This is a genomic window from Streptomyces sp. NPDC006197 (genome assembly GCF_040613865.1).
GTDB lineage: Bacteria > Actinomycetota > Actinomycetes > Streptomycetales > Streptomycetaceae > Streptomyces.
The window spans coordinates 1-21,192 of sequence record NZ_JBEXSZ010000022.1; the positions used below are offsets into that span (position 1 = coordinate 1).

18 protein-coding genes, 1 tRNA gene and 3 pseudogenes are annotated in these 21,192 nt (G+C 72.8%); 4 read left to right on the top strand and 18 right to left on the bottom strand.

The window, feature by feature from the left end; all coding sequences use genetic code 11:
* Nucleotides 1-92: 92 nt before the first annotated feature.
* Together ABZ318_RS09685 and ABZ318_RS09690 are read left to right on the top strand one after the other, a co-directional pair.
* A pseudogene (locus tag ABZ318_RS09685) lies at nucleotides 93-1,337 on the top strand (glycoside hydrolase family 3 C-terminal domain-containing protein); the annotation flags it as partial.
* A gap of 161 nt (nucleotides 1,338-1,498) precedes the next feature.
* Nucleotides 1,499-2,161, top strand: a complete 663-nt coding sequence (locus ABZ318_RS09690) for a DUF4232 domain-containing protein (protein ID WP_356901931.1) — start codon at nucleotides 1,499-1,501, stop codon at nucleotides 2,159-2,161.
* Here ABZ318_RS09690 and ABZ318_RS09695 read toward each other — a convergent pair.
* From ABZ318_RS09695 to ABZ318_RS09710, 4 genes and pseudogenes are all read right to left on the bottom strand, one after another.
* On the bottom strand, nucleotides 2,151-2,567 hold the full coding sequence (locus ABZ318_RS09695; protein ID WP_356901932.1) for a hypothetical protein: 417 nt from the start codon (nucleotides 2,565-2,567) through the stop codon (nucleotides 2,151-2,153). The two genes, ABZ318_RS09690 and ABZ318_RS09695, sit on opposite strands and share 11 nt — an antisense overlap.
* Nucleotides 2,564-3,142, bottom strand: a complete 579-nt coding sequence (locus tag ABZ318_RS09700; protein WP_356901933.1) for a rhodanese-like domain-containing protein — start codon at nucleotides 3,140-3,142, stop codon at nucleotides 2,564-2,566. Before ABZ318_RS09700 ends, ABZ318_RS09695 begins: the two co-directional genes overlap by 4 nt.
* A 91-nt stretch (nucleotides 3,143-3,233) precedes the next feature.
* Nucleotides 3,234-3,311 (bottom strand): rhodanese-like domain-containing protein, encoded by a 78-nt coding sequence (locus ABZ318_RS09705; protein WP_356901991.1) that lies wholly within the window; start codon nucleotides 3,309-3,311, stop codon nucleotides 3,234-3,236.
* 24 nt (nucleotides 3,312-3,335) lie between these two features.
* Nucleotides 3,336-3,479, bottom strand: a pseudogene (locus tag ABZ318_RS09710) (MBL fold metallo-hydrolase); the annotation flags it as partial.
* Between the two features lie 276 nt (nucleotides 3,480-3,755).
* Here ABZ318_RS09710 and ABZ318_RS09715 point away from each other — a divergent pair.
* Nucleotides 3,756-4,439: a class I SAM-dependent methyltransferase gene (locus ABZ318_RS09715; protein ID WP_356901934.1), complete on the top strand. Its 684-nt coding sequence runs from the start codon at nucleotides 3,756-3,758 to the stop codon at nucleotides 4,437-4,439.
* A gap of 41 nt (nucleotides 4,440-4,480) precedes the next feature.
* Here ABZ318_RS09715 and ABZ318_RS09720 read toward each other — a convergent pair.
* From ABZ318_RS09720 to ABZ318_RS09765, 10 genes and pseudogenes are all read right to left on the bottom strand, one after another.
* A pseudogene (locus tag ABZ318_RS09720) lies at nucleotides 4,481-4,891 on the bottom strand (SRPBCC family protein).
* Nucleotides 4,888-5,823, bottom strand: a complete 936-nt coding sequence (bla, locus tag ABZ318_RS09725; protein WP_356901935.1) for a class A beta-lactamase — start codon at nucleotides 5,821-5,823, stop codon at nucleotides 4,888-4,890. The pseudogene ABZ318_RS09720 and the gene bla overlap by 4 nt, the downstream one beginning before the upstream one ends.
* Before the next feature lie 104 nt (nucleotides 5,824-5,927).
* Complete coding sequence (locus ABZ318_RS09730) at nucleotides 5,928-8,891, bottom strand: NHLP bacteriocin export ABC transporter permease/ATPase subunit (protein WP_356901936.1); 2,964 nt, start codon at nucleotides 8,889-8,891, stop codon at nucleotides 5,928-5,930.
* 1 nt (nucleotide 8,892) lies between these two features.
* Nucleotides 8,893-11,169, bottom strand: a complete 2,277-nt coding sequence (locus ABZ318_RS09735) for an NHLP family bacteriocin export ABC transporter peptidase/permease/ATPase subunit (RefSeq protein ID WP_356901937.1) — start codon at nucleotides 11,167-11,169, stop codon at nucleotides 8,893-8,895.
* The gene (locus ABZ318_RS09740) at nucleotides 11,166-11,972 is read right to left on the bottom strand and encodes an HlyD family efflux transporter periplasmic adaptor subunit (protein WP_356901938.1); all 807 of its coding nucleotides are present in this window, start codon (nucleotides 11,970-11,972) and stop codon (nucleotides 11,166-11,168) included. The genes ABZ318_RS09735 and ABZ318_RS09740 overlap by 4 nt, the downstream gene beginning before the upstream one ends.
* 123 nt (nucleotides 11,973-12,095) lie before the next feature.
* Complete coding sequence (locus ABZ318_RS09745) at nucleotides 12,096-12,347, bottom strand: hypothetical protein (RefSeq protein ID WP_356901939.1); 252 nt, start codon at nucleotides 12,345-12,347, stop codon at nucleotides 12,096-12,098.
* A gap of 367 nt (nucleotides 12,348-12,714) precedes the next feature.
* Nucleotides 12,715-13,179 carry a GNAT family N-acetyltransferase gene (locus ABZ318_RS09750; protein WP_356901940.1) on the bottom strand — a complete coding sequence of 155 codons (465 nt, stop codon included), beginning with the start codon at nucleotides 13,177-13,179 and terminating at the stop codon, nucleotides 12,715-12,717.
* Nucleotides 13,180-13,432: 253 nt separating this feature from the next.
* Nucleotides 13,433-14,299: a D-alanyl-D-alanine carboxypeptidase gene (locus tag ABZ318_RS09755; protein ID WP_356901992.1), complete on the bottom strand. Its 867-nt coding sequence runs from the start codon at nucleotides 14,297-14,299 to the stop codon at nucleotides 13,433-13,435.
* Nucleotides 14,300-14,493: 194 nt separating this feature from the next.
* Nucleotides 14,494-15,114 (bottom strand): phosphoribosylanthranilate isomerase, encoded by a 621-nt coding sequence (locus ABZ318_RS09760; protein WP_356901941.1) that lies wholly within the window; start codon nucleotides 15,112-15,114, stop codon nucleotides 14,494-14,496.
* Between the two features lie 120 nt (nucleotides 15,115-15,234).
* Nucleotides 15,235-16,083, bottom strand: a complete 849-nt coding sequence (locus ABZ318_RS09765) for a helix-turn-helix transcriptional regulator (RefSeq protein ID WP_356901942.1) — start codon at nucleotides 16,081-16,083, stop codon at nucleotides 15,235-15,237.
* A 139-nt stretch (nucleotides 16,084-16,222) separates the two neighbouring features.
* On the opposite strand from ABZ318_RS09765, the gene ABZ318_RS09770 reads away from it, so the two are divergent.
* Nucleotides 16,223-17,002 (top strand): NAD(P)H-dependent oxidoreductase, encoded by a 780-nt coding sequence (locus tag ABZ318_RS09770; RefSeq protein ID WP_356901943.1) that lies wholly within the window; start codon nucleotides 16,223-16,225, stop codon nucleotides 17,000-17,002.
* A gap of 57 nt (nucleotides 17,003-17,059) precedes the next feature.
* Here the strand turns inward: ABZ318_RS09770 and ABZ318_RS09775 are convergent.
* From ABZ318_RS09775 to ABZ318_RS09790, 4 genes are all read right to left on the bottom strand, one after another.
* Nucleotides 17,060-17,136 (bottom strand) — tRNA-Trp (locus ABZ318_RS09775).
* Nucleotides 17,137-17,213: 77 nt separating this feature from the next.
* Nucleotides 17,214-17,729, bottom strand: coding sequence for an NUDIX hydrolase (locus ABZ318_RS09780; RefSeq protein ID WP_356901944.1), 516 nt, complete (start codon nucleotides 17,727-17,729; stop codon nucleotides 17,214-17,216).
* A gap of 207 nt (nucleotides 17,730-17,936) precedes the next feature.
* Nucleotides 17,937-19,577, bottom strand: coding sequence for an amidohydrolase (locus ABZ318_RS09785; protein WP_356901945.1), 1,641 nt, complete (start codon nucleotides 19,575-19,577; stop codon nucleotides 17,937-17,939).
* A gap of 94 nt (nucleotides 19,578-19,671) precedes the next feature.
* Nucleotides 19,672-21,114 carry an MFS transporter gene (locus ABZ318_RS09790; RefSeq protein ID WP_356901946.1) on the bottom strand — a complete coding sequence of 481 codons (1,443 nt, stop codon included), beginning with the start codon at nucleotides 21,112-21,114 and terminating at the stop codon, nucleotides 19,672-19,674.
* Between the last annotated feature and the right edge of the window lie 78 nt (nucleotides 21,115-21,192).

The following is a 21,192-nucleotide window of genomic DNA, read 5'->3' on the forward strand; positions in this document are numbered from 1 at the left end:
GACGATCCACGGCCGGGAGTTCCTCTTCGCCACGAACGGCCCAACGAGCATCCAAGCTGACAGTCACACCATCAGTGGCTTCTGTTAGGACCTCTAACGCCGAGATGATCAACGGCGTGCTGAAGGGCCGGATGGGCTTCGAGGGCTTCGTCATCAGCGACTGGCAGGCCATCGACCATATCCCCGGCGACTACCCGAGCGACGTGCGGACCTCGGTCAACGCCGGCCTGGACATGATCATGGTGCCGACGAACTACCAGGAGTTCACCCGGACCCTGGTCGCCGAGACGGAGGCGGGCCGCGTCCCCACCGCGCGGATCGACGACGCCGTCGCCCGGATCCTCACCCGGAAGTTCCGCCTGGGCCTCTTCGAGGAGCCGTACGCGGACACGACCCGCCTGGCGACTGTCGGCTCGCCGGAACACCGCGCCGTGGCACGGGAGGCGGCGGCCGCCTCGCAGGTCCTCCTGAAGAACGACGGCGGCGTGCTGCCGCTCAAGCCCACCCAGAACGTGTACGTCGCGGGCTCCAACGCCGACGACCTCGGCAACCAGGCCGGCGGATGGACCGTCACCTGGCAGGGCACCTCGGGCCGGACGACCACCGGCACCACGATCCTGGAGGCGATGCGGAAGTCCGTCGACCCCGGCACCACGCTCACCTGGTCCAAGGACGCCACCGCGCCCACCACGGGACACGACGTCGGTGTCGTGGTGGTCGGCGAGACGCCCTACGCCGAGGGCATGGGCGACGTGGGCAATGGACACGACCTGGAGCTGAGCGCGGCCGACCGGGCGGCCGTCGACCGGGTCTGCGCCGCGATGCCGTGCGCGGTCCTCGTCGTCTCCGGACGCCCCCAGCTCATCGGCGACCGGCTGCCTGCCATCGACGCCCTGGTGGCGTCGTGGCTGCCGGGGACGGAGGGCGACGGAGTGGCGGACGTCCTGTACGGCCGGCGGCCCTTCACCGGACGGCTCCCGGTGAGCTGGCCGAGGTCGGAGGACCAGCTCCCGCTGAACGTGGGCGACACGCGCTACGACCCGCAGTTCCCGTACGGCTGGGGCCTGACCACGCTCCACGGCGCACCACGGGGAGGGGAGCCGGCGCTGCGGGCGATCGGGCTCGCCGCCTGCGCCCTGCAGAAGGCCGGACACGGGGACTCCGCCGCGGCGCGGAGCCTCGTCGGCCGGGCCCGGCTGATCGTCCAGGAGCGCATCGGGCAGGACGTCACGGAGAGGACGGCGAAGCCGTTCGCCCGGGCGGACCACCTGCTGCTCACCGGTGACCCGGCGGGCGCCGTCGGCGCGTTGACCGAGGCCTTCCGCGCGGCGGGCTGACAGGCCGGACCTCCCGCCGGGACCTTCCCGGTCCCGGCGGGACCCCTGGGACGCACCGTGGTGATTTCGGTAAGACGCCGTCACAGAACCGTGAAGCGGGCGCGCGAACCTGGTGTTCACCTCAGCGCAGTTCGTGCGTTGTCATCGGGGGGAGTACCACCATGAGTTCCGTTCGCAGAGTCGCCGTCGTCCTCGTCGCCGCGTCCGCGCTGGCCCTGACCGCCTGCGGGCCTTCCGAGGACGGAGCCGCGGGCGGCCCCGGGGCGCCGACCGCGACGCCCTCCGCCGCCACCCCGTCCACGCCCACGAAGCCCGCCGAGTCCTCGAAGCCGTCGACGCCCGCCACCCCGTCGAAGCCGGTCAAGGTGCCGACGCCCGCCAAGCCGGTCTCGCCGTCGACCGACCCGGACTACGACGTCTTCCCGTGCAGCACGTACGACGTGACGTTCACGGCGAGCCTGGCCGAGTCCACGACCAGCAGCTACCTGCTGAAGATCACCAACAAGGCCGGCAAGCCGTGCCGGGTGCTCGGCCACCCCGTCGTGACCTTCGGCGACCTGGACGGGCAGGCGACGGAGCGCGGTGCCGCCCCCGGCATCGAGGACGCCATCCGGCTCGCCCCGGGCGAGTCCGCCTACGCGGGACTCATGGGCGGCCTGAAGGGGCCCAAGAGCAAGACGGTCTCCTCGATCGCGATGACCATGGACACCGAGTCCGACCTGGAGCAGGTGCCGCTCAAGGCCTCGACGCCCGGCTTCAACGTCTCCGAGGAGAACTCCGTCACCGCGTGGATGGACAACGCCGAGGACGCGCTCAGCCTGTAGCCGTCCGCTCTTCCGCCGCGGCCGACCGGAGCCGGCCGCGGCATCGCCCGGGGCGGTCGGGACTTACGGCGTGTTCCCGGCGTCCCCCGGCGGCGGAGCCGCGGAGAGACGCCGGGTCCGCCACACCCGGCCGGCGAACAAGCAGACCGGCGCGGTCCCGAGCACCGTCCACGCGGCCGGGTGGTCCACACGGCGGCGTCGAGCTGCTGCGCGAGCACGAGGCGCCCATGGCGAGGACGAACCAGCCGAACGCCGTGCGCAGCGCGTCCTGAGGGATGCCGCCCGCGAGCCGGCCGCCCGCGAGACTGCCGGCCACCGCCGCGGCGGACACGGTCAGGACCAGGCCCCGGTCGGGCCGGCCGCCCGCGAGGACGCCCGGGCTGAGGCCGACGACCAGGGCGGTCACGAGGTGCTCCGCAGCCCCGCGATCACCGTGCGGACGTCGGTGCGCGGCCCGCGGTTGTACGGCAGCTTGGACAGCAGTACGCCCATGGCGCAGGAGTTGCCGAGGGCCGCGTAGGTCAGGCCCGCCCCGATCGCGGTGCCGATCAGATGGGCGCCCGGGACGAACATCCCGGCGAGGCCGGTGGCCAGGACGATCGAGCCGGCCACGAGCCGGACCTGACGCTCCGTGTCCCACCGCTCCGGACCCCGCTCGACGGGCGAGCCGGCCGTCTCCCAGGCGACGATGCCGCCCTCCAGGACGCGGCAGCCCGGCAGCCCGGCACCGGCCAGGGCCTTCTCGGCCTGGGCGGCGCGCTGTCCGGACCGACAGACGAGCACGACGTCCTCGTCGAGGTGGGGCAGGAGCTGGGCGCGGTGCTCGATCAGGATGTCCAGCGGCACGTTGTACGAGCCGGGGATGTGCGCCGTACGGAACTCGCCGGACGTCCGCACGTCGAGCAGTCGCGGCGCGCGCCCTTCCTGGACGAGCCGGCGCAGCGCGGCGGGCGTGAGGGCGGGGGCGGGGGTGGTGCTCATGGGATTCCACTTCAAGTCGGTCCGGGCGTACCCAGGGGCGTATGTGCGGGGTGGTGAGGGGTCCGGCGGGCGGCGTGGCCCGAGGGGGGGGTCAGACGTCGGCGGGCGCGTTCACCGCACCGCGCAGATGTCCGGCCGCGAACTCCTGGGGGTCGCGCGCGTCGACCACGACCGCGCCGGCGGCCCGCGGCCCGGTGAATCCGTGCGTGACGGCGTCGGCCAGGTGCTCCGAGACGTCCCGGCGCGGGTCGATGCCTACCGCCCGGCCGGTGTGTTCGTCGGCGATCGTGTAGGACGCCTGGGGGAGGCGGTCGAGGTGGTACTGCGCGAAGAACACGGCAATCCCTTCATCAGGAGCGCACCTCGATGCGCCGGGGCCCGGATCCGCCTGGGCGGCGGCGGGAGCGGCCGATCCGCCGAGGGGTGCGCGGATCGCGCGTCGAAGCACCACCGTCCAGACACCCCCGGGGGTATTTTCGCGCTCGACCGTAAGGGGGCTGTCGCAAGGAAGTCAAATACCCCAGGGGGTATTTTTGATCGCTGCGTGCGCGTCGTTTTGCCGGACCGGCAACAGCAGTGGCGCGACCGGGGCACGGTGGGCGACGGTGCATCCGTGACCGACGACATCGCAGCGGGAACGCCCGCCTCCGCCCGTACCCCTTCGCCCACCGGCGGATACCTCGGAGACCCCGCGGTGCGGGCGAAGTGGGACGACCTCTACGCCGACCGGGAACGACTCTGGAGCGGCCGGCCCAACGGCGCGCTCGTGGCCGAGGTCGCCGGACTCACCCCCGGCCGGGTGCTCGACGTCGGCTGCGGCGAGGGCGCGGACGCCGTCTGGCTCGCGCGCGGCGGCTGGGACGTGACCGCGCTCGAGGTCTCGGGCGTGGCGCTGGAGCGGGCGGCCGAGCACGCGCGGGACACCGGCGTCGCCGTCCGCTGGGTCCACGCCACCCTGACGGAGGCGGCGCTCCCGCCGGCCTCCTTCGACCTGGTCTCCGCGCAGTACCCGGCCCTGCTGCGCACGCCCGACGCCGCGGCCGAACGCGCGCTGATCTCGGCCGTCGCGGTCGGCGGCGTGCTGCTGCTCGTCCACCACGCCGGGATGGAGACCCGGCAGGCGGACGAGAGCGGCTTCGACCCGGCCGACTACGTCTGGCCCTCGATGGTCACGGCTCTGCTCGACGACGACTGGGTGGTGGAAGTGGACGAACAGCGCCCCCGAGTGGCGCCCGACGGCGGGGCCGGCGCACACCACACCCACGACCTGGTGCTGCGCGCGCGCCGGCTGCGCTGAGGGCCCCAGGGCCTGTCCGGCCCCGATCCGCCGGACAGGCCCTAGGCGGACTCCAGCAGCTCCCTGAGCCGGGCCAGGTCGGCGGCGACCGTCTCGGCGTCACGCTCGAAGTCGGCGTCGCTCGTCCCCGGCTGCCGGCGGAGGGTGAACACCACTTCGCTTCCCGTGCCGTCGGCGATCACGCGGACCGGGTTGTAGAAGGTCTCCCCGGAGGGGAGCGTGACGTCGTGGTCGAGCACGCCCAGCTCGTTGCGCGGCACGAACCTGACCGTGACGCGTCCCAGCGGGGAGGAGTCCGCGACTCACTCGTCCCCGACCTTCTCGATGGAGCCCCCCAACCCGTGCGCCCACGCGGGCAGGTTGACCGGGTCCGAGGCATAGGCGTAGACCTCGTCGACGGTCCGGTCGACATGGACGCTGAGGTGGCGCGATTCCTTGCCGGTGACGTTCATGGCGTCGACGTTACCGGGCCGAGCTCCTCCGCCAGCAGTGCGGCGGCGCCGGCCACCAGCGGGTTGTCGGCGGGGGCGTCCTCCTCGGGCTGCGTGGTGAGGACGGCCAGGACGATCGGCGTGCCGTCCGGCCGCCAGGCGATGCCCACGTCGTTGGCGCCGCCGTGGCGAGGGGAGCCGGTCTTGTCGGCGAGGAGCCAGTCGGCGGGCAGGCCGCGGCGGAACCTCTCGGTGCTGGTGGTGTTGCGGAGCAGCCAGTCGGTGAGCCGCTCGCGGTCGTGGGGCTCCAGGGCGTCGCCGAGCACGAGGCGGGCGTAGGTGAGGCCGATGGCGTACGGGGTGGTGGTGTCGGTGACCCGCCGGGGCTCCGCCGAGTTGAGCTCGGGCTCCCACCGGTCGAGCCGGGTGACGCGGTCCCCGACCGAGCGGGCGAAGCGGGTGATGGCGGTGGGGCCGCCCAGCTCCTTCAGGAGCAGGTTGGCGGCCGTGTTGTCGCTGAAGCGGATGGCCGCGTCGCAGAGGGCGGAGACGGTCATGCCGCCCGAGACGTTCTCGGCCAGCTCCGTGATCGGCGAGGCCCCCGACCTGGTGACGTACGCCCGGGTGTAGTGGACGCGGCGGGAGAGGAACTCCCCGTCGCGGTCGAGGTCGCGCAGCACGGCCGCGGCGGCGAGCGTCTTGAACACGGAGGCCATCGGGAAGCGTTCGTGGGCCCGGTGGGCGACGGTCCTGCCGGTGCGCATGTCGCGGGCGAACACGCCGAGTCGTGCGGTGTGTTCCCGCTCCAGGCGCCGCAGCCGCGCGACGGCGCCGCCCGCCTCCGGTAAGGCCTGCGCGGTTCCGCCGCCCACGGCGAGGGCGGCCGTGAGCGCCGCGCCGACGCCCAGGGCCAGGGAGGTACGGCGGGACGGGTCCGGTCCGTCGGAGTGCAAGGTGTTTCCTTCCGCAGCGATCACTGTCGTACGTGTACACACCTCCGGCACCCCGCCCGGTTCCGCCACGCGGGGTCGGCGCGGACCGTCACCGACGGGACGCATCAGCCCAGTTGCCGCCGGACCAGCTCGTGGAACAGCCCGTTCGTGTCGGCGAGGAGTTCGGCGGGCGTGCCCTCCTGGACGACGCGTCCGTCCGCCAGGGCGATCACCCGGTCGGCGTCCATGATGGTGGACAGCCGGTGGGCGATCACGACGCGGGTCGCGTTCAGGGCGCGGGTCGACTCGATGACGATCCGCTGGGCCTCGTTGTCGAGGGCGCTCGTCGCCTCGTCGAAGAAGAGGACGCGGGGTCTGCGGATGAGCGCCTGAGCGATCATCAGCCGCTGCCGCTGGCCGCCCGAGATGGTGCCTCCGCCGTCGGACAGCATCGTGTGCATGCCCATGGGCATGGCCTTGATGTCCTCGGCCAGGCCCGCCATCGCGGCGGCGGCCCACGCGTCCTCCAGCGGGTACGTGCCGGCGCCGCGGATGCAGTCGAGGACGGAGCCGGAGAACGGCTGGGCGTTCTGCAGGACGACGCCGCACTGGCGGCGCACGGCCGCCAGGTCCAGGGCCGCGAGGTCCTGGCCGTCGTACCGCACGGTGCCGGAGGCCGGCCGGTCGAAGCCGATGAGCAGCCGCAGGAGCGTGGACTTGCCGCAGCCGCTGGCCCCGACGATCGCGACGAACTCGCCCGGCCGCACCCGCAGGCTGACCCCGTCGAGGACCAGCGGGCCGTCCTCGGTGTAGCGGTAGGACAGGTTCTCGGCCTCGATCGCACCGGTCAGCTCGCCGGGCCGGGCGCTGGAGCCGCGGACCTCGGGCGTCTCCCGGAACACCGGCCTGATCTGTTCGAACATGGGCTGTACGGCGGCGGCCGAAAGGAGCGCGCCGGTCAGCTGTGTGACCGAGGAGAGCATCATCGTGACGGCGGTGCTGAAGGTGAGGAACTCGCTCGCGGACAGGCTGCCGCGGGCCGGGCCGGCCAGGAGCGCGAACATCACGAGCGTGCACAGCGGCAGACAGACCGCGCCGAGGACCGCGAGGACGTTCTTGATCCGCCCGATGCGCCGGTGCAGTTCGCGGGTCCGGGCGAACTGCCCCGCCCAGGCGGCGTAGGCGAAGCTCTCGGCCGCCGCGACGCGCAGCTTCGGCAGCCCGCGCAGGGTCTGGAAGGCCTGGTTGTCGAGCTTGTTGTCGAGCCGGACCAACTGCCGCTGGTACCGCAGCTGCCAGAGGCCGAGGCCCAGGAAGACCGCGGCCGTGGCCAGCAGCAGGGCGAGCGCGACGAGGGCCAGCGGCACGCTGTAGACGAGGAGCAGCACCAGGTTGACCGTGCCGACGGTGCCGGCCTGGACGACCACCGGGCCGATGCCGGACAGGACCCGGCGGATGGCGCTGATGCCCATGGCGGCACCGGCCAGTTCGCCGGTCGACCGCCCGGCGAAGAACGTCGTCGGCAGGCGGAGCAGCCGGTCCCAGACGGCCGGCTGGAGGATCGCCTCGATACGGCCCTCCATGCGCAGGATCGCCGTGTTCTGGAGCAGCATGAACGAGGCCGACACCACACTGGTGGCGATGATCGCGAAGCCGGCCTGGACGATCAGCCCGGTCTCGGCCGCGGGGACGTACGAGCCGAGCACCGTGCCGGTGGCGACGGGCACCAGGGCGCCGAGGGCGACCGCGACGAGCCCGCCGAGGAGCAGGTCGCGGAGCTCCGCCCGCGTCCCCCGCACGCTGAACCGGAGCAGCCGCAGCAGGCCGAGGGGCCGGTCGGGCAGCGGCCGGTAGAACATGACGGCCCGCGGTGCGAACGCCGCGGCCCCCGCCCGGCCGACGCGCTCCCGCTCACCGGTGGCGGGGTCGAAGGCCACGTACCGGCCGCGCCGCCACAGCAGGGCGACGGGGGTCCCGTCCGCCGAGCGGTGCCCCACGAGGGGCCCGCTGTCCTCGCGCCACCAGCGGTCGCCCAGCCGGACGCCGCGGGTGCGGATCCGGGAGGCGAGCGCGATGCGTTCGACGGGGTCGAGGTGTCCGGGGTCCGCGGCCGCGTCGGCCGGATCGGCGAGGGCGATGCGCGCCTCGGCGGCGACGGCCCGGCACACGGCGTAGGTCGCGTCGTCGTCGGCGGCCCGGCCCCGGGGGGCGCCGCCGGAGCGGCCGATGGAGGCGAGCAGCGTGTGGTCGGCCCGCGTGCGTGCGGCCCGGCCGGCCTCGATCCCCGCGGCCGCGCGGTCCTCGTGGTCGCGTTCGAGCTGCTCGATCCAGTCGTCCAGGGCGTGGAGCAGCCGGTACTGCTGGTCGACCATGCCCTGCCAGGTCGCGGGGTCCACGAGAAGGGTCCCGGATCCGTCGCCCTCGTACCCCTCGTAGCCCTGGTGGCCCGTCGCGTAGGCGGCTCCGTACGCGATGCTCCCGGGGACGAGCCGCATCCAGAGGACGTCGTCGTCGGATGCGCCCGGGGCGCCGCCGGGGCCGCCGTCCAGGGCCGCCTGGTACAGGACGCGCAGCCCGCGCCCGATGCCGAGCGCGAAGGCGTGCTCCAGGGGGCTGAGCGGGGCCTCGGCCCCCATGCCGTACGCGCTCTGCTCCTCGTACCACTGGCCCTCGTACCACTGACCGCCGGATGCCCACGGTCCGCGTCCCTGCTGCCCGTACCCCTCCGGGGCGTACGCCTGGCCGGTCGGGTACGGCAGTTCGCGCGGCTCGACACGGCGCAGCAGGCAGCCCTGGGCCGGCCGGCCGACCAGGGTGTGCGCGGGGCCGTCGACGGGGCCGAGCAGCAGCGTGCCCGCTTCGAGGCGGCCCAGGAAGTGCCAGGGGCCGAGCCGCGCCGCGTCGACGGCGAACAGGTCGAGGGCGCCCTCGACGACGAGCCAGAGGACGTGCGGGCCTTCGAGGGCGAGGCTGCGCAGACCGGCGCAGTCGACCGCGGTGCCGAGGGCGCCCAGGGCGGCGACGACCGGGTCCGGGGCGCCGCCGTGCCGGGCGGCGGCGAGGTCGACGGGCGGATGGGGGACGTTCACCTCAGTGCTCCTTGACCAGACCGGCGTACGTGCCCCGCGCCGCGACGAGCTGCTCGTGGCGTCCGCGCTCCACCACCGTGCCCCGGTCGAGCACGACGATCTCGTCGCTGTCGCGCACGGTGCTCAGCCGATGGGCGATGACCACGCAGGCGCAGCCGCGCCGCCGCAGGTTGTCGATGACGACCTGTTCGGTCGCCGCGTCGAGCGCGCTGGTCACCTCGTCGAGGATCAGGACGCTCGGGCGGCGCACCAGCGCGCGGGCGATCTCCAGGCGCTGGCGCTGGCCGCCGGAGAAGTTGCGGCCGTCCTGCTCGACGCGGCTGCGGATGCCGCCGGGGCGCCGGGCGACCTCGTCGTACACGGCGGCGTCCTGGAGGGCGGCGACGACGGCCTCGTCGGGGACGGAGGGGTCCCAGAGCGCCACGTTGTCGCGGACGGTGCCCTCGAAGAGGAAGACGTCCTGGTCGACGAAGGAGACGGAGGCCGCGAGGGCGCCGCGCGGGATGTCCTCCAGACGCATCCCGTCGATGCGGATCGCGCCTTCCCACGGCGTGTAGAGCCCGGACATCAGCCGCGAGACGGTGGACTTGCCGCTGCCCGACCCGCCGACCAGGGCGACCTGCTGCCCGGGGCCGACGGTCAGCGAGAAGTCCTTGAGCAGCGGCGCGTCGAGGGGGCTGTAGCCGAAGGTGACGCCCTCCAGCTCGACGTGGCCGGTGAGGCGGCGGGTGGCGGCGCCCGGGGCGCGCCGGGTGTGCACCGGGTCGACGGGGAAGTTCTCGACGTCCCTGAGGCGGGCGATGTCGGCGGCGAAGTCCTGGACGCGGCCCGCCACTCCGTTGAGCCGGGTGAGCGGCGCGGTGAAGCCGGTCACGAGGGCCTGGAAGGCGACGAGCAGACCGACGGTGAGATGGCCCTCCACCGCCCGCAGACCGCCGATCATGAGGATGAGCGCGCTGTTGAGCGCGGCGAGGGTGGGCGCGACGACCGCCAGCCAGGCGCTGGGCACGCCGAGCCGCTGCTGCACGTCGAGGGTGGTGGCGTGCTGTCCGGCCCAGCGGCGGAAGAAGCCGTCCTCGCCGCCGGTGGCCTTCATCGTCTCGATGAGCTGGAGCCCGCTGTACGCGGTGTTGGTCAGCCGGGCGCTCTCGGCGCGCAGCTTCTGCGTGCCGGTGGCCCGCAGATGGACGACGACGCGCAGGGCGACGACGTTGAGCAGGGCGATCAGCACGCCGACGACGGTGAGTTGCGGGTCGTACGTCCAGAGCAGTACGGCGTAGAGCAGGACGACGACGGCGTCGACCGCCGCCGCGGCCAGGTCGCGGGCGAGGGTCTCGGCGACCGCGTCGTTGGTCCGGAGGCGTTGGACGAGATCGGCCGGGCTGCGCTGGGCGTAGAAGGCGAGCGGGAGCCGGAGCAGGTGCCGCAGGAAGCGGGCGCTGCCCAGGGTGGAGGCGATGATGCGCCCACGCAGCAGATTGGCCTGTTGGAGGGCCGTGAGCGTCCCGGTCAGGACGAGGGCGGTGGCCATCGCCGCGAAGACCACACCGAGCAGGGACGTCTGGTTCCCGATGAGGAACATGTCGATGTACGTACGGCTCAGGGCCGGCACCCACGCGCCGACGGCCACCAGGAGGAGGCTGGCGACGACCGCGGCGGCCATGGTGCCGGAGGTGCCGCGCAGCCGGGCCGGAAGGGCGGCGAGGACGCCGGGCCGGCTGCCGCCGCGCCGGAAGCCGGGGCCCGGCTCGAAGGTGAGCACGATGCCGGTGAAGCTGGTGTCGAACTGGTCCATGGGGACGAACCGGCGGCCGCTGCCCGGGTCGTTGATGTACACGCCGGGCCGGCCCAGACGGCGGCCCATGCCCTCGTAGACGACGTAGTGGTTGAACTCCCAGAAGAGAATGGCCGGGGCGGGCACCTCGGCGAGCGCGGCCAGGTCCATCTGCATGCCCTTGGCCTGGAGTCCGTGCCCCCGGGCCGCTTTGAGGAGGTTCCCGGCCCGGGACCCGTCGCGGGAGACGCCGCAGGCGATGCGGAGCTCCTCCAGCGAGACGAAACGGCCGTGGTGCCCGAGGACCATCGCGAGGGCGGCGGCGCCGCACTCGACCGCCTCCATCTGGAGCACCGTGGGGGTGCGGACGGTCCCGGGCCGGCGGCCCTCGGGGACCTGCGCACGGCGTCGGGGTCCGCTCGCGGGCGGGAGCCTGCGGGCCGAGCCGCGCGACCTGCCGCCGGACCGGGCCCGGGTCGGGGCGGCCGCCCGGGACGCGCTCACGGGAGCAGCCAGTCGACGGGCCGCTGCGCGGCGAGGTGGACGGCGCCGGTGACCGGCGTGCCGGAGACGGGCGCCTGCGGAGGCCCGTCCGTGGAGGACCAGGCGTATCCGGAGGCGGTGGCAGGGGAGCGGTCCAGGGTGACGAGCACCGCGGCCGGATCGCCCTCGCGGGAGAAGCGCGCGGCGAGTCCGGCGTCGCCGAGGAAGGAGCCGAGTTGGGCCTGCGTCTGCGGAGTGCGGCCGACGGCGCGGACCCGCCCGCGGAGCACGCCGAACCGGTCGCGCGGGACGGACTGGACACCGAGGTCGACCCGGGCGCCCGCGCGGATCGTGGCGGCGGTGTCGCCCGGCAGGTACAGGACGGCCATCAGCGGGGCGTGCGGGTCGGTCACGCGCTCCACGGTCGCCACGTCGGCGCCGGTGGTGACGACCGAGCCCAGCCTCGCGTACAGCGTGGTGACGCGACCGCCGGCGACGGCACGGACCGGCCGGTCGCCCCGGTCCGTGCGGACGGTCAGCAGCGGCGCGCCGGGGGCGACGGGCCGGCCCTCTTCGACGAGGACGTCGGTGACCTGTCCGGCGACGGGGCTCTGCAGCAGATAGGTGCCCTCGGCGTGGGTGAGGAGGCCGGGGGCGTTCACCTTGGACGTCACCGTGCCGGTGAGGGCCCAGAAACCCGCGGCGGCCATGACGACGACGGTGACGGCGAGCACCAGACGGCCCTGGGGGCGCGCGAAACGCACGGGCACGTCGAGTTCTTCGGGCGATTGCAGCTTGGAAAGCGCATTGCGGCGGAACTGCACGGACTATTCCTTCGACTGCATTCTCTCGTACATTCCGCGGACGGGATTTCCGCGGTCGTTCTCAGGGGGTGGCCGTGAACCCCGGAACCGGGGCGGTTCCGGGGTTCACGGCCGATGCCGGGCTCAGATGCCGGCGATGCCGGTGATGCCCGCGGTGTTCACCGAGACGCCGGTGATGCCGGAGGCCAGACCCGGGACGCCGCCGACGAGGCCCTCGACGCCCTGCACGGTCTGGAGCGAGCCGACGGTGCCGAGGAGGTTGGTGACGTCGCTGGTCACAGCGCCGGCGAGACCGCCGGAGATGGTGACGAGACCGCCGGAGACGGCGTCGAGGTCGGCGTCGGAGATCTCAGCGGTCTCAAGGTCGTGACGCATGATGCGCACCCTTCGTTCATGGGGGGAATCCGTCTTCTGCGGCCGCAGCGGGATTGATCAAATCACGTGAACGGCTGACCGGAGAAATTCTGTTGACGCCTCCGCTCAGGTGTTTCTGCACCTCGGGAAGCGGCCGTGCACCCAATTTCACCGAATGCCGACACCTTCTCCTCGAATCCGAGTAACAGATTCGGCCGTCCCGCCTCGCGCGAGGAACTTAAACGGACAGAACGGTGCCGTCCGGGCGGCCCCGGCCCCGGTGGTGTCGGGGAACGGTGAAGGCCCCGCTCCTCGACACGCACACGTTGTGCAGGTTTCCGGCGGGCGCACGGCGGGCCGGGGGCGGGCCGGGGCGCCTCGGCGGGGCTCAGGCCTCGGGAGCCATGTCGTACGTGATCCACATCGTGCGCGTGGCCACCTGGTCGTACTTGGACCGGGCGCGGTGGTTGTCGTCGGCGGTGATCCAGCGGACGACGCTCCAGCCGCGCTCGGCCCCGATCCCGCGCAGGGCGCCGAGCAGCAGGTCCGCCACGCCGGAGCCGCGGTCGGCCGGGTCGACGAAGAGGTCGTCGAGCCAGCCGCCGACGGACGCGGACAACGGGCGCGCGAAGGGCCGGAAGTGCGCGAGCCCGACCAGCCGCCCGTCGGCGGCCTCGGCCACGAGGCCCTCCACCTCGTGACCGGGGTCGTGGATCCAGGACCAGACGAGCCGTGCGGCCTCCTCGGTCTGCTCGACCCGGTAGAAGTCGGCGTACCCCCGGTAGAGGGCACGCCACTGGTCGAAGTCGCCCTCGCGTACCGGACGGATCACCACGGCGGTGGTTTCGGACATCTCTTCACGCTCCTTGCGCACCACTACCTGCGGTGCGGCCCCAGTGGATCACGCACGGGACGACCTGCTGAATGCGGAGCGTCCGGGGCACGTCCGCCCGGAAGGCCAGGAGCCGGACCGGTTCGAGGAGCACGGCGCCGGGCGGTGGTTCGGCGCCGGGTCAGCGGCGAAGCCCCGCACGTGGGTTCCGCCGCCGGGCTGCCTCCCGCCGAACGGGAGACAGCCGGGACGGACGGGCGCCGTCGCGCGCCGGTTACCTGGCGAAGCCGTAGTCCAGCAGCTTCTTGACGTCGGCCGCCCTGTTCGTCTCGGACGGCGAGGCGAGGACCGTACCGATGACCGTCTTGCCGCCACGGGTGGCCGCGAAGACGAGGCAGTACTTGGCCTGCGGACCGGAACCGGTCTTCACGCCGATCGCACCGCTGTACGTGCTGAGGAGCTTGTTCGTGTTGGTCCACGACATGTACCGGTAACCACCGCTCTTCGTGGTCACCTTCTGCTGCGTGGACTTCGTCTTGACGACGGTGCGGAACGTGGAGTTCTTCATCGCGCTGCTCGCGATCTTCGTCAGATCACGCGGAGTCGAGTAGTTCTGGCCACCTCCTATTCCGTCGAACGAGTCGAAGTGGGTGTTGCGCAGGCCGAGCCGCCTCGCCTCGGCGTTCATCTTCCCGATGAACGACTTGACCCGGGCGTCCCGCGTGGTGCCGGTGCCGAACTTGTCGGCCAGCGCGTAGGCGGCGTCACAGCCCGACGGCAGCATGAGGCCGTAGAGGAGCTGACGGACGGTCACCTTGTCCCCGACGATGAGCCGGGCCGAGGAGGCGTTCTTGGAGACGATGTAGTCGCTGTAGGCCTTCTGGATCGTGACCTTGGCGTCGAGGTTGAGGTTCGGCTGGGCCAGCACCACCTTCGCGGTCATGATCTTCGTGGTGGACCCGGTCGACCGGCGGGTGTCCGCGGCCTTCCCGTACAACGTCGTCCCCGTCCCGTTGTTCATGACGAAACCGCCGGGAGCGGTGATCGACGGGACCGGCGGCGCGGCGTACGCCTGGCCGGCGAAGAGGCCGCCGGCCAGTACGGCCGAGGCCGTGAGCGAGACGGTCACGGCACTGCGCAGACCGAGTGTCGGAGTCAGCAAAGTCTTCTGCCCTTGGTAGAGATCGATGTCTTCCGGGTCCGCAGGGGCCGGGTCGCGCGGCAGCCGGCCCGGGTTCTGCCGGACCGCACGACGGGGCCGGACACGAACCCGGCGCATGGAAGACGTACGAAAGGGCTTCAGGGATGCACAGCAGGGGCTGTGATCTTTCTCGGTCAGGCGCCGTGCGGTGCGGCCTGCTTCGCGGCGGTGACGAACGTACGGATCAGATCGTGGTCCTTGACGCCCGGCGCGGACTCGACACCGCTGGACACGTCGACCCCCCAGGGGCGCGCCCGCCCGATCGCCTCGCCGACGTTGTGCGGTGCGAGCCCGCCGGCGAGCAGCCACGCTCCCTCGGGCCGCGCGGCCTCAAGGAGGGACAGGTCCCACGGTTCGCCGGAACCCGCCCGGGGCGAGTCGAGGAGAAGGACCTCCTCGCCGTAGGCACCGACACGCGTGTCGGGCCGGTCGCTCAAGGACGTGGCCCGCCACAGCCGCGGGAAGATCCCGGCAGCGGCCGCGAAATCCTCCTCGCGGTACGCGGTGCCGTGCAGCTGGAGGGCGCCGACGCCGAGTTCACCGGCGAGGCGGGCGGCCTCGGCGGCGGGGGTGTCGTTGACCACGAGAACGGACAGGACACCCGCCGGAACGTGGGCGGCGAGCCGCGCCGCCCGCTCCCGGTCGAGCCCCCGCACACTGGTCCCGCTGATCACCAGCCCGACGGCGTCGGCCCCGGCCGCGACCGCCGCATCGATGTCGGCGGTCGTCCTGAGCCCGCACACCTTCACGAACACGTGTCTCTCCTCTGCTGACCCTCGGCGCGGCACCCCGAGCCTACTCACCCCCCGTCTGCTCGCGGACGGCAGACCGCCTCCGGGGAGGCGCCCCGGCGCCGGGCGAGCGTCGTCAGACGGTCACTCGCGGACCCGGACGTCGGCCGGAGGACGCGTGGGGGCGCTGTCCGCGTCCAGGCCCGCCAGGAGGCGCAGCCCGTCCTCGGCCGGGCTGCCGGGGGCCGCGGACAGCACCAGCAGCTCCATGCCGGATTCCCCGGGCAGCGCGAAGTTCTCGTGGTGCAGTTCCAGCGGTCCGACCAGCGGATGCCGGTACGCCTTGGGCCCATGGGCGCGGGCGCGCACGTCCGCGCGGGCCCAGAGACGGCGGAAACGTTCGCTGCCCATGGCGAGTTCGCCGATGAGCGAGGCCAGCCGGGGATCGTCGGGATGCTTTCCGGCGGCCAGGCGCAGATGCCCGACGACGTCGAGCGTGCACGTCTCCCAGTTTGCGTAGAGGCCGCGCTCGGCCTCCTCCAGGAAGATGTGCCGGGCAATGTTCAGACCGGGAATCGGCCGCCCGTAGAGGAGCTGGGCGAGGCGGTTGCCGGCGAGGACGTCCAGGCGGTGGTTCATGATCAGCGCGGGTGCGCCGGCGACCAGGTCGAGGACGCGCAGCAGCTCGGGCCGGAGGCGCCCGGTCGGCGCCTTCGCGGGGCGGCGGCGCTGGCGGGCGAGCCGGCAGAGGTGCCCGCGCTCGGTCTCGTCGAGGCCGAGGACGCGGGCGAGCGCGTCGAGGACCTGCTCGGAGGGCTGGGTCGCGCGGCCCTGTTCCAGGCGCACGTAGTAGTCGACGCTGACCCCCGACAGGTGCGCGACCTCTTCGCGGCGCAGCCCTTCGACCCGCCGGCGGCTGTCGGTGGGGATGCCGACGGCGGCGGGGTCGATGCGGGCGCGCCGGGTCCGCAGGAAACCCGCAAGATCGTCCATGCCCCCCAGTATGGCCTCGGTCGCGCCCGCGAAGGTGGCCCTGCCGTTACCAGGAAGCCCGGTCCGACGGAAGAAGCGTCCCTGAACACCGGCCGCCGCGGAGCCCAGGATCGAAGACATCCGATCCGAAGGAGTTCCCATGAAGACGCTGATCGTCCACGCCCACCCGGAGCCCAAGTCGCTCAACAGCTCGCTGAAGGACCTCGCGGTCTCCACCCTGGAGTCCGCCGGACACGAGGTACGGGTGAGCGACCTGTACGCGATGAACTGGAAGGCGGTCGTGGACGCCGAGGACTACGGCCCCGCAGCCTCGAACCCGCTGAAGGTCGCCCTGGACTCGGGCCAGGCCTTCGACGCGGGGACGCTCACCCCGGACGTCACGGCCGAGCAGGAGAAGCTGCTGTGGGCCGACACGATCATCTTCCAGTTCCCGCTCTGGTGGTACACGATGCCCGCGATCCTCAAGGGCTGGGTGGACCGGGTGTTCACCTACCGCTTCGCCTACGGCGTCGGTGAGCACAGCGCCACCAAGTACGGCGAGCGCTACGGCGAAGGCACCCTGGCGGGGAAGAGGGCGCTGCTGTCGGTGACCACCGGCGGCCCGGAGTCGCACTACGCGGCCCGTGGGATCAACGGCCCCATCGACGACCTGCTGTTCCCGATCCACCACGGCATCCTCTACTACCCGGGCATCGAGGTGCTGCCGCCGTTCGTGCTGTACGGCACCGACCGGATGACCGACGACGACTACCAGGGTGTCGCCGAGGCCTGGGAACGGCGCCTGCTCACCCTGGAGTCGACGGAGCCGATCGCGTTCCGCCGGCAGAACTTCGGCGACTACGAGATCCCCTCGCTCCAGCTGAAGGAGGGCCTGGAGCCCGAGGGCCGCACGGGCTTCGGACTGCACGTACGCGGCTGATCGACCCTCGCCGGCCGCTCGCCCGGCACACTGCGCCGTGTGTAAGGCATGAAACTGTGGCAGGGGTGACAGGAGTCGAACCTGCGGCATCCGGTTTTGGAGACCGGCGCTCTGGCCATCTGAGCTACACCCCTTCGGTGTGCGCACAGTCTGACACGGGGGTGGATCTCGACGCCAACCGATTTCTCTTCCCCCGTCGACGACGGCGCGCTCACCGTGCCGTCTCCTCGGTGTCCCGGTCCCAGTCGCCGAAGTAGGCCGCCACCCCGGACCGGCGGGCCTCCGCGATGGTGGTGAGGCGGGCGAAGTCCTGCACCGGCATCAGCGCCCGCCACTCCTCCAACTGGAGGACCCGCACCTCGTCGTGCTCCTCGGGGGCGAGAGTGAAGCTCGCGATCTGCCGGTCGGTCAGCCGTCCCCCGTCGAAGACGAAGCCGACGGTCGCGAGCGGCCATGACGCGCCGGGCAGGCCGAAGACGGCCGCCAGCAGGCGCGGCGGACCGGGGACCAGCAGCCCCGTTTCCTCCGCGGTCTCCCGCACCGCCGTCCGCCATGGCCGCTCGCCGTCCTCCGCGGTCCCGCCGGGCAGCTGCCAGGGATGTTCGGCGCTGTAGACGGCGTGAAGCTGTACGGGCCGGTCGTCCATGTCGGTGAAGAAGAGCGCGCCGAACACGGTCGCCTTCGGCAGCGAGGCCGCGTACTCCTCGGGCGGGAGGAACTCGGTCATCGAGGATCCCTGTCTCTGACCTGTGGGCATCTCGTCATCGTGATGACGCGCCAGGGTGACAGGTCAACGGGGCTTTTGTACACAGGTGTTCTGGTGACCGAGTCGCCGTGTCGAGACGTTAGCGGGGTTGTTCCGCTGCCGACGACGCCCGCCGGACGGCGGGCGTGAGGGCGAAGCGCCGTCCGGTTCGGGCAAGGGTCCGTCGGCTCAGCGGCGGAAGACGGTCACCCCCTCGACGATCGTCTCGTCGACCGACGCGTCCTTGATCTCCTCCACCGGCACGGCGAACAGGTCCCGGTCGATCACCACGAGGTCCGCGTACTTGCCGACGGTCACCGACCCGCGGTCCTCGTCCACGAAGTTGGCGTAGGCGCTCCCCATCGTGTACGCCTCGATCGCGGCGGTCAGGTCGATCGTCTGACCCGGCACCCAGGAGTCGCCGCCGTCCGGGGCGCGGCGGGTGACGGCGGTGTAGAGGTGGGCGAGCGGGTTCATCTCGGCGACGTTCCAGTCGCTGGAGAAGGCGAGCTTCGCGCCCGCCTCGCGCAGGCTGCGGAACGCCCAGGCGTGCGACCAGCGATGCTCACCGACGCCTTCGGCCCAGTCCTTGCCCGGACCGGCGACGTCCGGCGCGCAGTGCCGCGGCTGCATGCAGGCCACGACGCCGAGCTCGGCGAACCGGCCGACGTCCTGCGGATGGAGACACTCGACGTGCACGAGCTGGTGGCGGGCGTCGCGGGGCCCGTTGGCGGTGCGCGCGGCCGCGTGTGCGTCGAGGGCCGTACGGATGCCGCGGTCGCCCGTGGCGTGCGTGAACGTCTGGAAGCCGCGCCGGTCCAGCTCGGTCAGCACCTCCGCGAACTCGCCGGGCTCGTAGAACGTACGGCCCCGGTTGCCGGGCTCGTTGGCGTACGGCTCGAACAGCGCGGCCGTGTGGGGCTCGATCACGTCGTCGATGTAGAGCTTGAGCGGACCGACGCGGAACCGGTCGTCGTCGAACCGCTTGGCGCACCGCTCGAACTCGTCGAGGTCCTCGGCGGTCGTACCGTGCGGATGGAACAGCGCGGCGACGATCCGCGAACGCAGCCGGCCCTCGCTCCTCGCCCGTTCGAAGAGGAACAGGTCGTCGGGGGAGTTCTGCGGCTCGACGACGGTGGTCAGTCCGTTCTCCGCGGCCATGTCGAGCGAGGCGCACAGACGCTTGTACCGGCGCTCCTCACTCGCCCAGGGAAGGAACTCGGCCAACGCGCGCTGGCCCCGGCGGGCGAGGCCCAGGACGGCGAACCCGGTGACGAACCCGGTCGGCTCACCGGTGACGGGATCCTTCTGGACCACTCCCCACGGCAGCCGGCCGGTGTCCCGGGTGATGCCGAGGCGCCGGAGGGCGGCCGTGTTCAGCCAGACGCTGTGGACGTCGTAGGTGAACACGAGAGCGGGCCGGTCACCGGTGACCGGGTCCAGATCGGCGGCGGTGGGCATGCGTCCCCCGGGGATCGCCCCGTAGTCGAACGCCTCCGCCTCGATCCACTCGGCGTCGGGGTGCGCGGCCGCCCAGGCCCGGATGCGGGCGTGCACCTCTCCCAGGGTGCGGGCCCCGGCGAGCTGCACGCTGTCGGCGTCGGAGCCGAGCCGGACGTGGTTGTGCGCGTCGACGAAGCCCGGGAGCAGCATGCGCCCGCCGAGGTCGCGCACCTCGGTCGCCGGTCCGGCGAGCGCGGAGACCTCGGCATGCGTGCCCACGGCGCTGATCCGGCCGGCGGTCACCGCCACGGCTTCGGCGCGGGGGAGGTCCGGATCGACGGTGTGGACGCGGGCCCGGGTCAGGACGAGATCGGGTGCGGGGCGCACGGAAGCTCCTTCGGAGTTCGGGGGAGGGGAGTGAGGGGCGGAGAGGCGCCGGAGCGGTGCTCGACGGCACGGGAAAGGTCGCGTCGGGCGCTGGTCAGCCGGTCCGGGTGACACCGGCGGCATCGTCCGAACCGCCGGGGAGCGCATCCGTCCCGGCTGCCGCGGCCGGTACCGACGCACCGGCGCCGGCCTTCGACGCGTCCGGGGACGCGCCGGCTTCCGGCGCCGGACGGCACGCCAGGAGGCATACGGCGCTCACGGCCGCCATGGCGGCGAACGCGACCGCGACGGGGACCCAGGAGCCGCCGAAGGAGGAGTACAGCCAGGTCGTCGCCGCGGGGGCCAGGGTGCCGAGCAGGCCTGCGGTCTGGAAGCTCATGGACAGGCCCGTGTAGCGGACGCGCGGCGCGAACCACCCCGAGGCGAGGGTGCCGAGGGAGGCGTACGCGATCGTGCTGGCGAGCATGGGCAGGCACATGGCGAGCCACAGGCCGGCGACCGAGCGGGTGTCGGCGAGCCAGAACATCGGGAAGGCCGCGACCAGGTGCAGCAGGACGCCGATGAGCGTGACCCGGCGCAGGCCGTAGCGGTCGGCGAACAGCGCGCTGAGCGGGGTGCACACGATGACGACGACGGAGGCCGCGGTTCCGGCGGCCGCGGCCTGGGCGTCGGTGAAGCCCAGCTCCGTGACGGCGTAGCTCGACATGAAGGTGACGACGATGTAGTAGCCGCCGACGGTGATCAGGAACGCGCCCGTCGCCAGCAGCCACGTCTTCCAGGCGTGGCGCAGTACGGCGATCACGGGGGCGGACTCCTTGCCCCGGCCGTCCCGGGCCGCGGCTTCCTCGGCTCGCCGGGCGGCCTCGAACTCGGGCGACTCGTCCATCGAGCGGCGGATGACCAGGCCGACGGCGACGAGCACCGCGGACAGCAGGAACGGGAGGCGCCACGCCCAGTCCGCCAGCGCGTCGTGCCCGAGCAGTGCGGTCAGGGCGAAGGCGCCGGTCGACAGGAAGTAGCCGACGCCGTCGCCGACCTGCGGGAACGAGCCGAAGAACGCCTTGCGGCGGGGCGGTGCGTGTTCGACCGCGAACAGGACGGCGCCGCCCCACTCGCCTCCCACGGCCAGTGACTGGATCATGCGGATCAGCACGAGGAGCAGCGGCGCGAGGACGCCGATCTGGCTGTAGGTGGGCAGCAGACCGATGCACACGGTGGCGGCGCCCATCAGGGTCATCGACCAGATGAGCGCCTTCTTGCGGCCGTGCCGGTCTCCGATGTGACCGAAGAGGACGGCGCCCAGCGGTCGGCCGAGGGCCCCGACGAACAGGGTGGCGAAGGACATCAGGGTGCCGAGGGCCCGGCTCATCTCGGGGAAGAAGAGCTCGGGGAACACGAGGGCGGCGGCGGTGGCGTAGATGCCGAAGTCGTACCACTCGACGCTCGTGCCGATCATCGCGGCGGTGGCGATCTTCCAGGGCCCGGAGCGGCGTGGCGCCCCGGCGGCGGGGGCTGCGGTGCCCGTGGACTGGCTCATACGTGGCTCCTTGGGGACATCGATTGGGTTCGGTGTGGACCCAAAATCGATGGGGCGACGCTAAGGGGGGCCCAGCGG

Bases quoted from the DNA above. Each gene is read 5' to 3' on its own strand.
- ABZ318_RS09690 (WP_356901931.1), top strand. From the start codon at position 1,499: ATGAGTTCCGTTCGCAGAGTCGCCGTCGTCCTCGTCGCCGCGTCCGCG.
- ABZ318_RS09700 (WP_356901933.1), bottom strand. From the start codon at position 3,142: ATGAGCACCACCCCCGCCCCCGCCCTCACGCCCGCCGCGCTGCGCCGG.
- ABZ318_RS09745 (WP_356901939.1), bottom strand. From the start codon at position 12,347: ATGCGTCACGACCTTGAGACCGCTGAGATCTCCGACGCCGACCTCGAC.
- ABZ318_RS09750 (WP_356901940.1), bottom strand. From the start codon at position 13,179: ATGTCCGAAACCACCGCCGTGGTGATCCGTCCGGTACGCGAGGGCGAC.
- ABZ318_RS09765 (WP_356901942.1), bottom strand. From the start codon at position 16,083: ATGGACGATCTTGCGGGTTTCCTGCGGACCCGGCGCGCCCGCATCGAC.
- ABZ318_RS09770 (WP_356901943.1), top strand. From the start codon at position 16,223: ATGAAGACGCTGATCGTCCACGCCCACCCGGAGCCCAAGTCGCTCAAC.
- ABZ318_RS09780 (WP_356901944.1), bottom strand. From the start codon at position 17,729: ATGACCGAGTTCCTCCCGCCCGAGGAGTACGCGGCCTCGCTGCCGAAG.
- ABZ318_RS09790 (WP_356901946.1), bottom strand. From the start codon at position 21,114: ATGAGCCAGTCCACGGGCACCGCAGCCCCCGCCGCCGGGGCGCCACGC.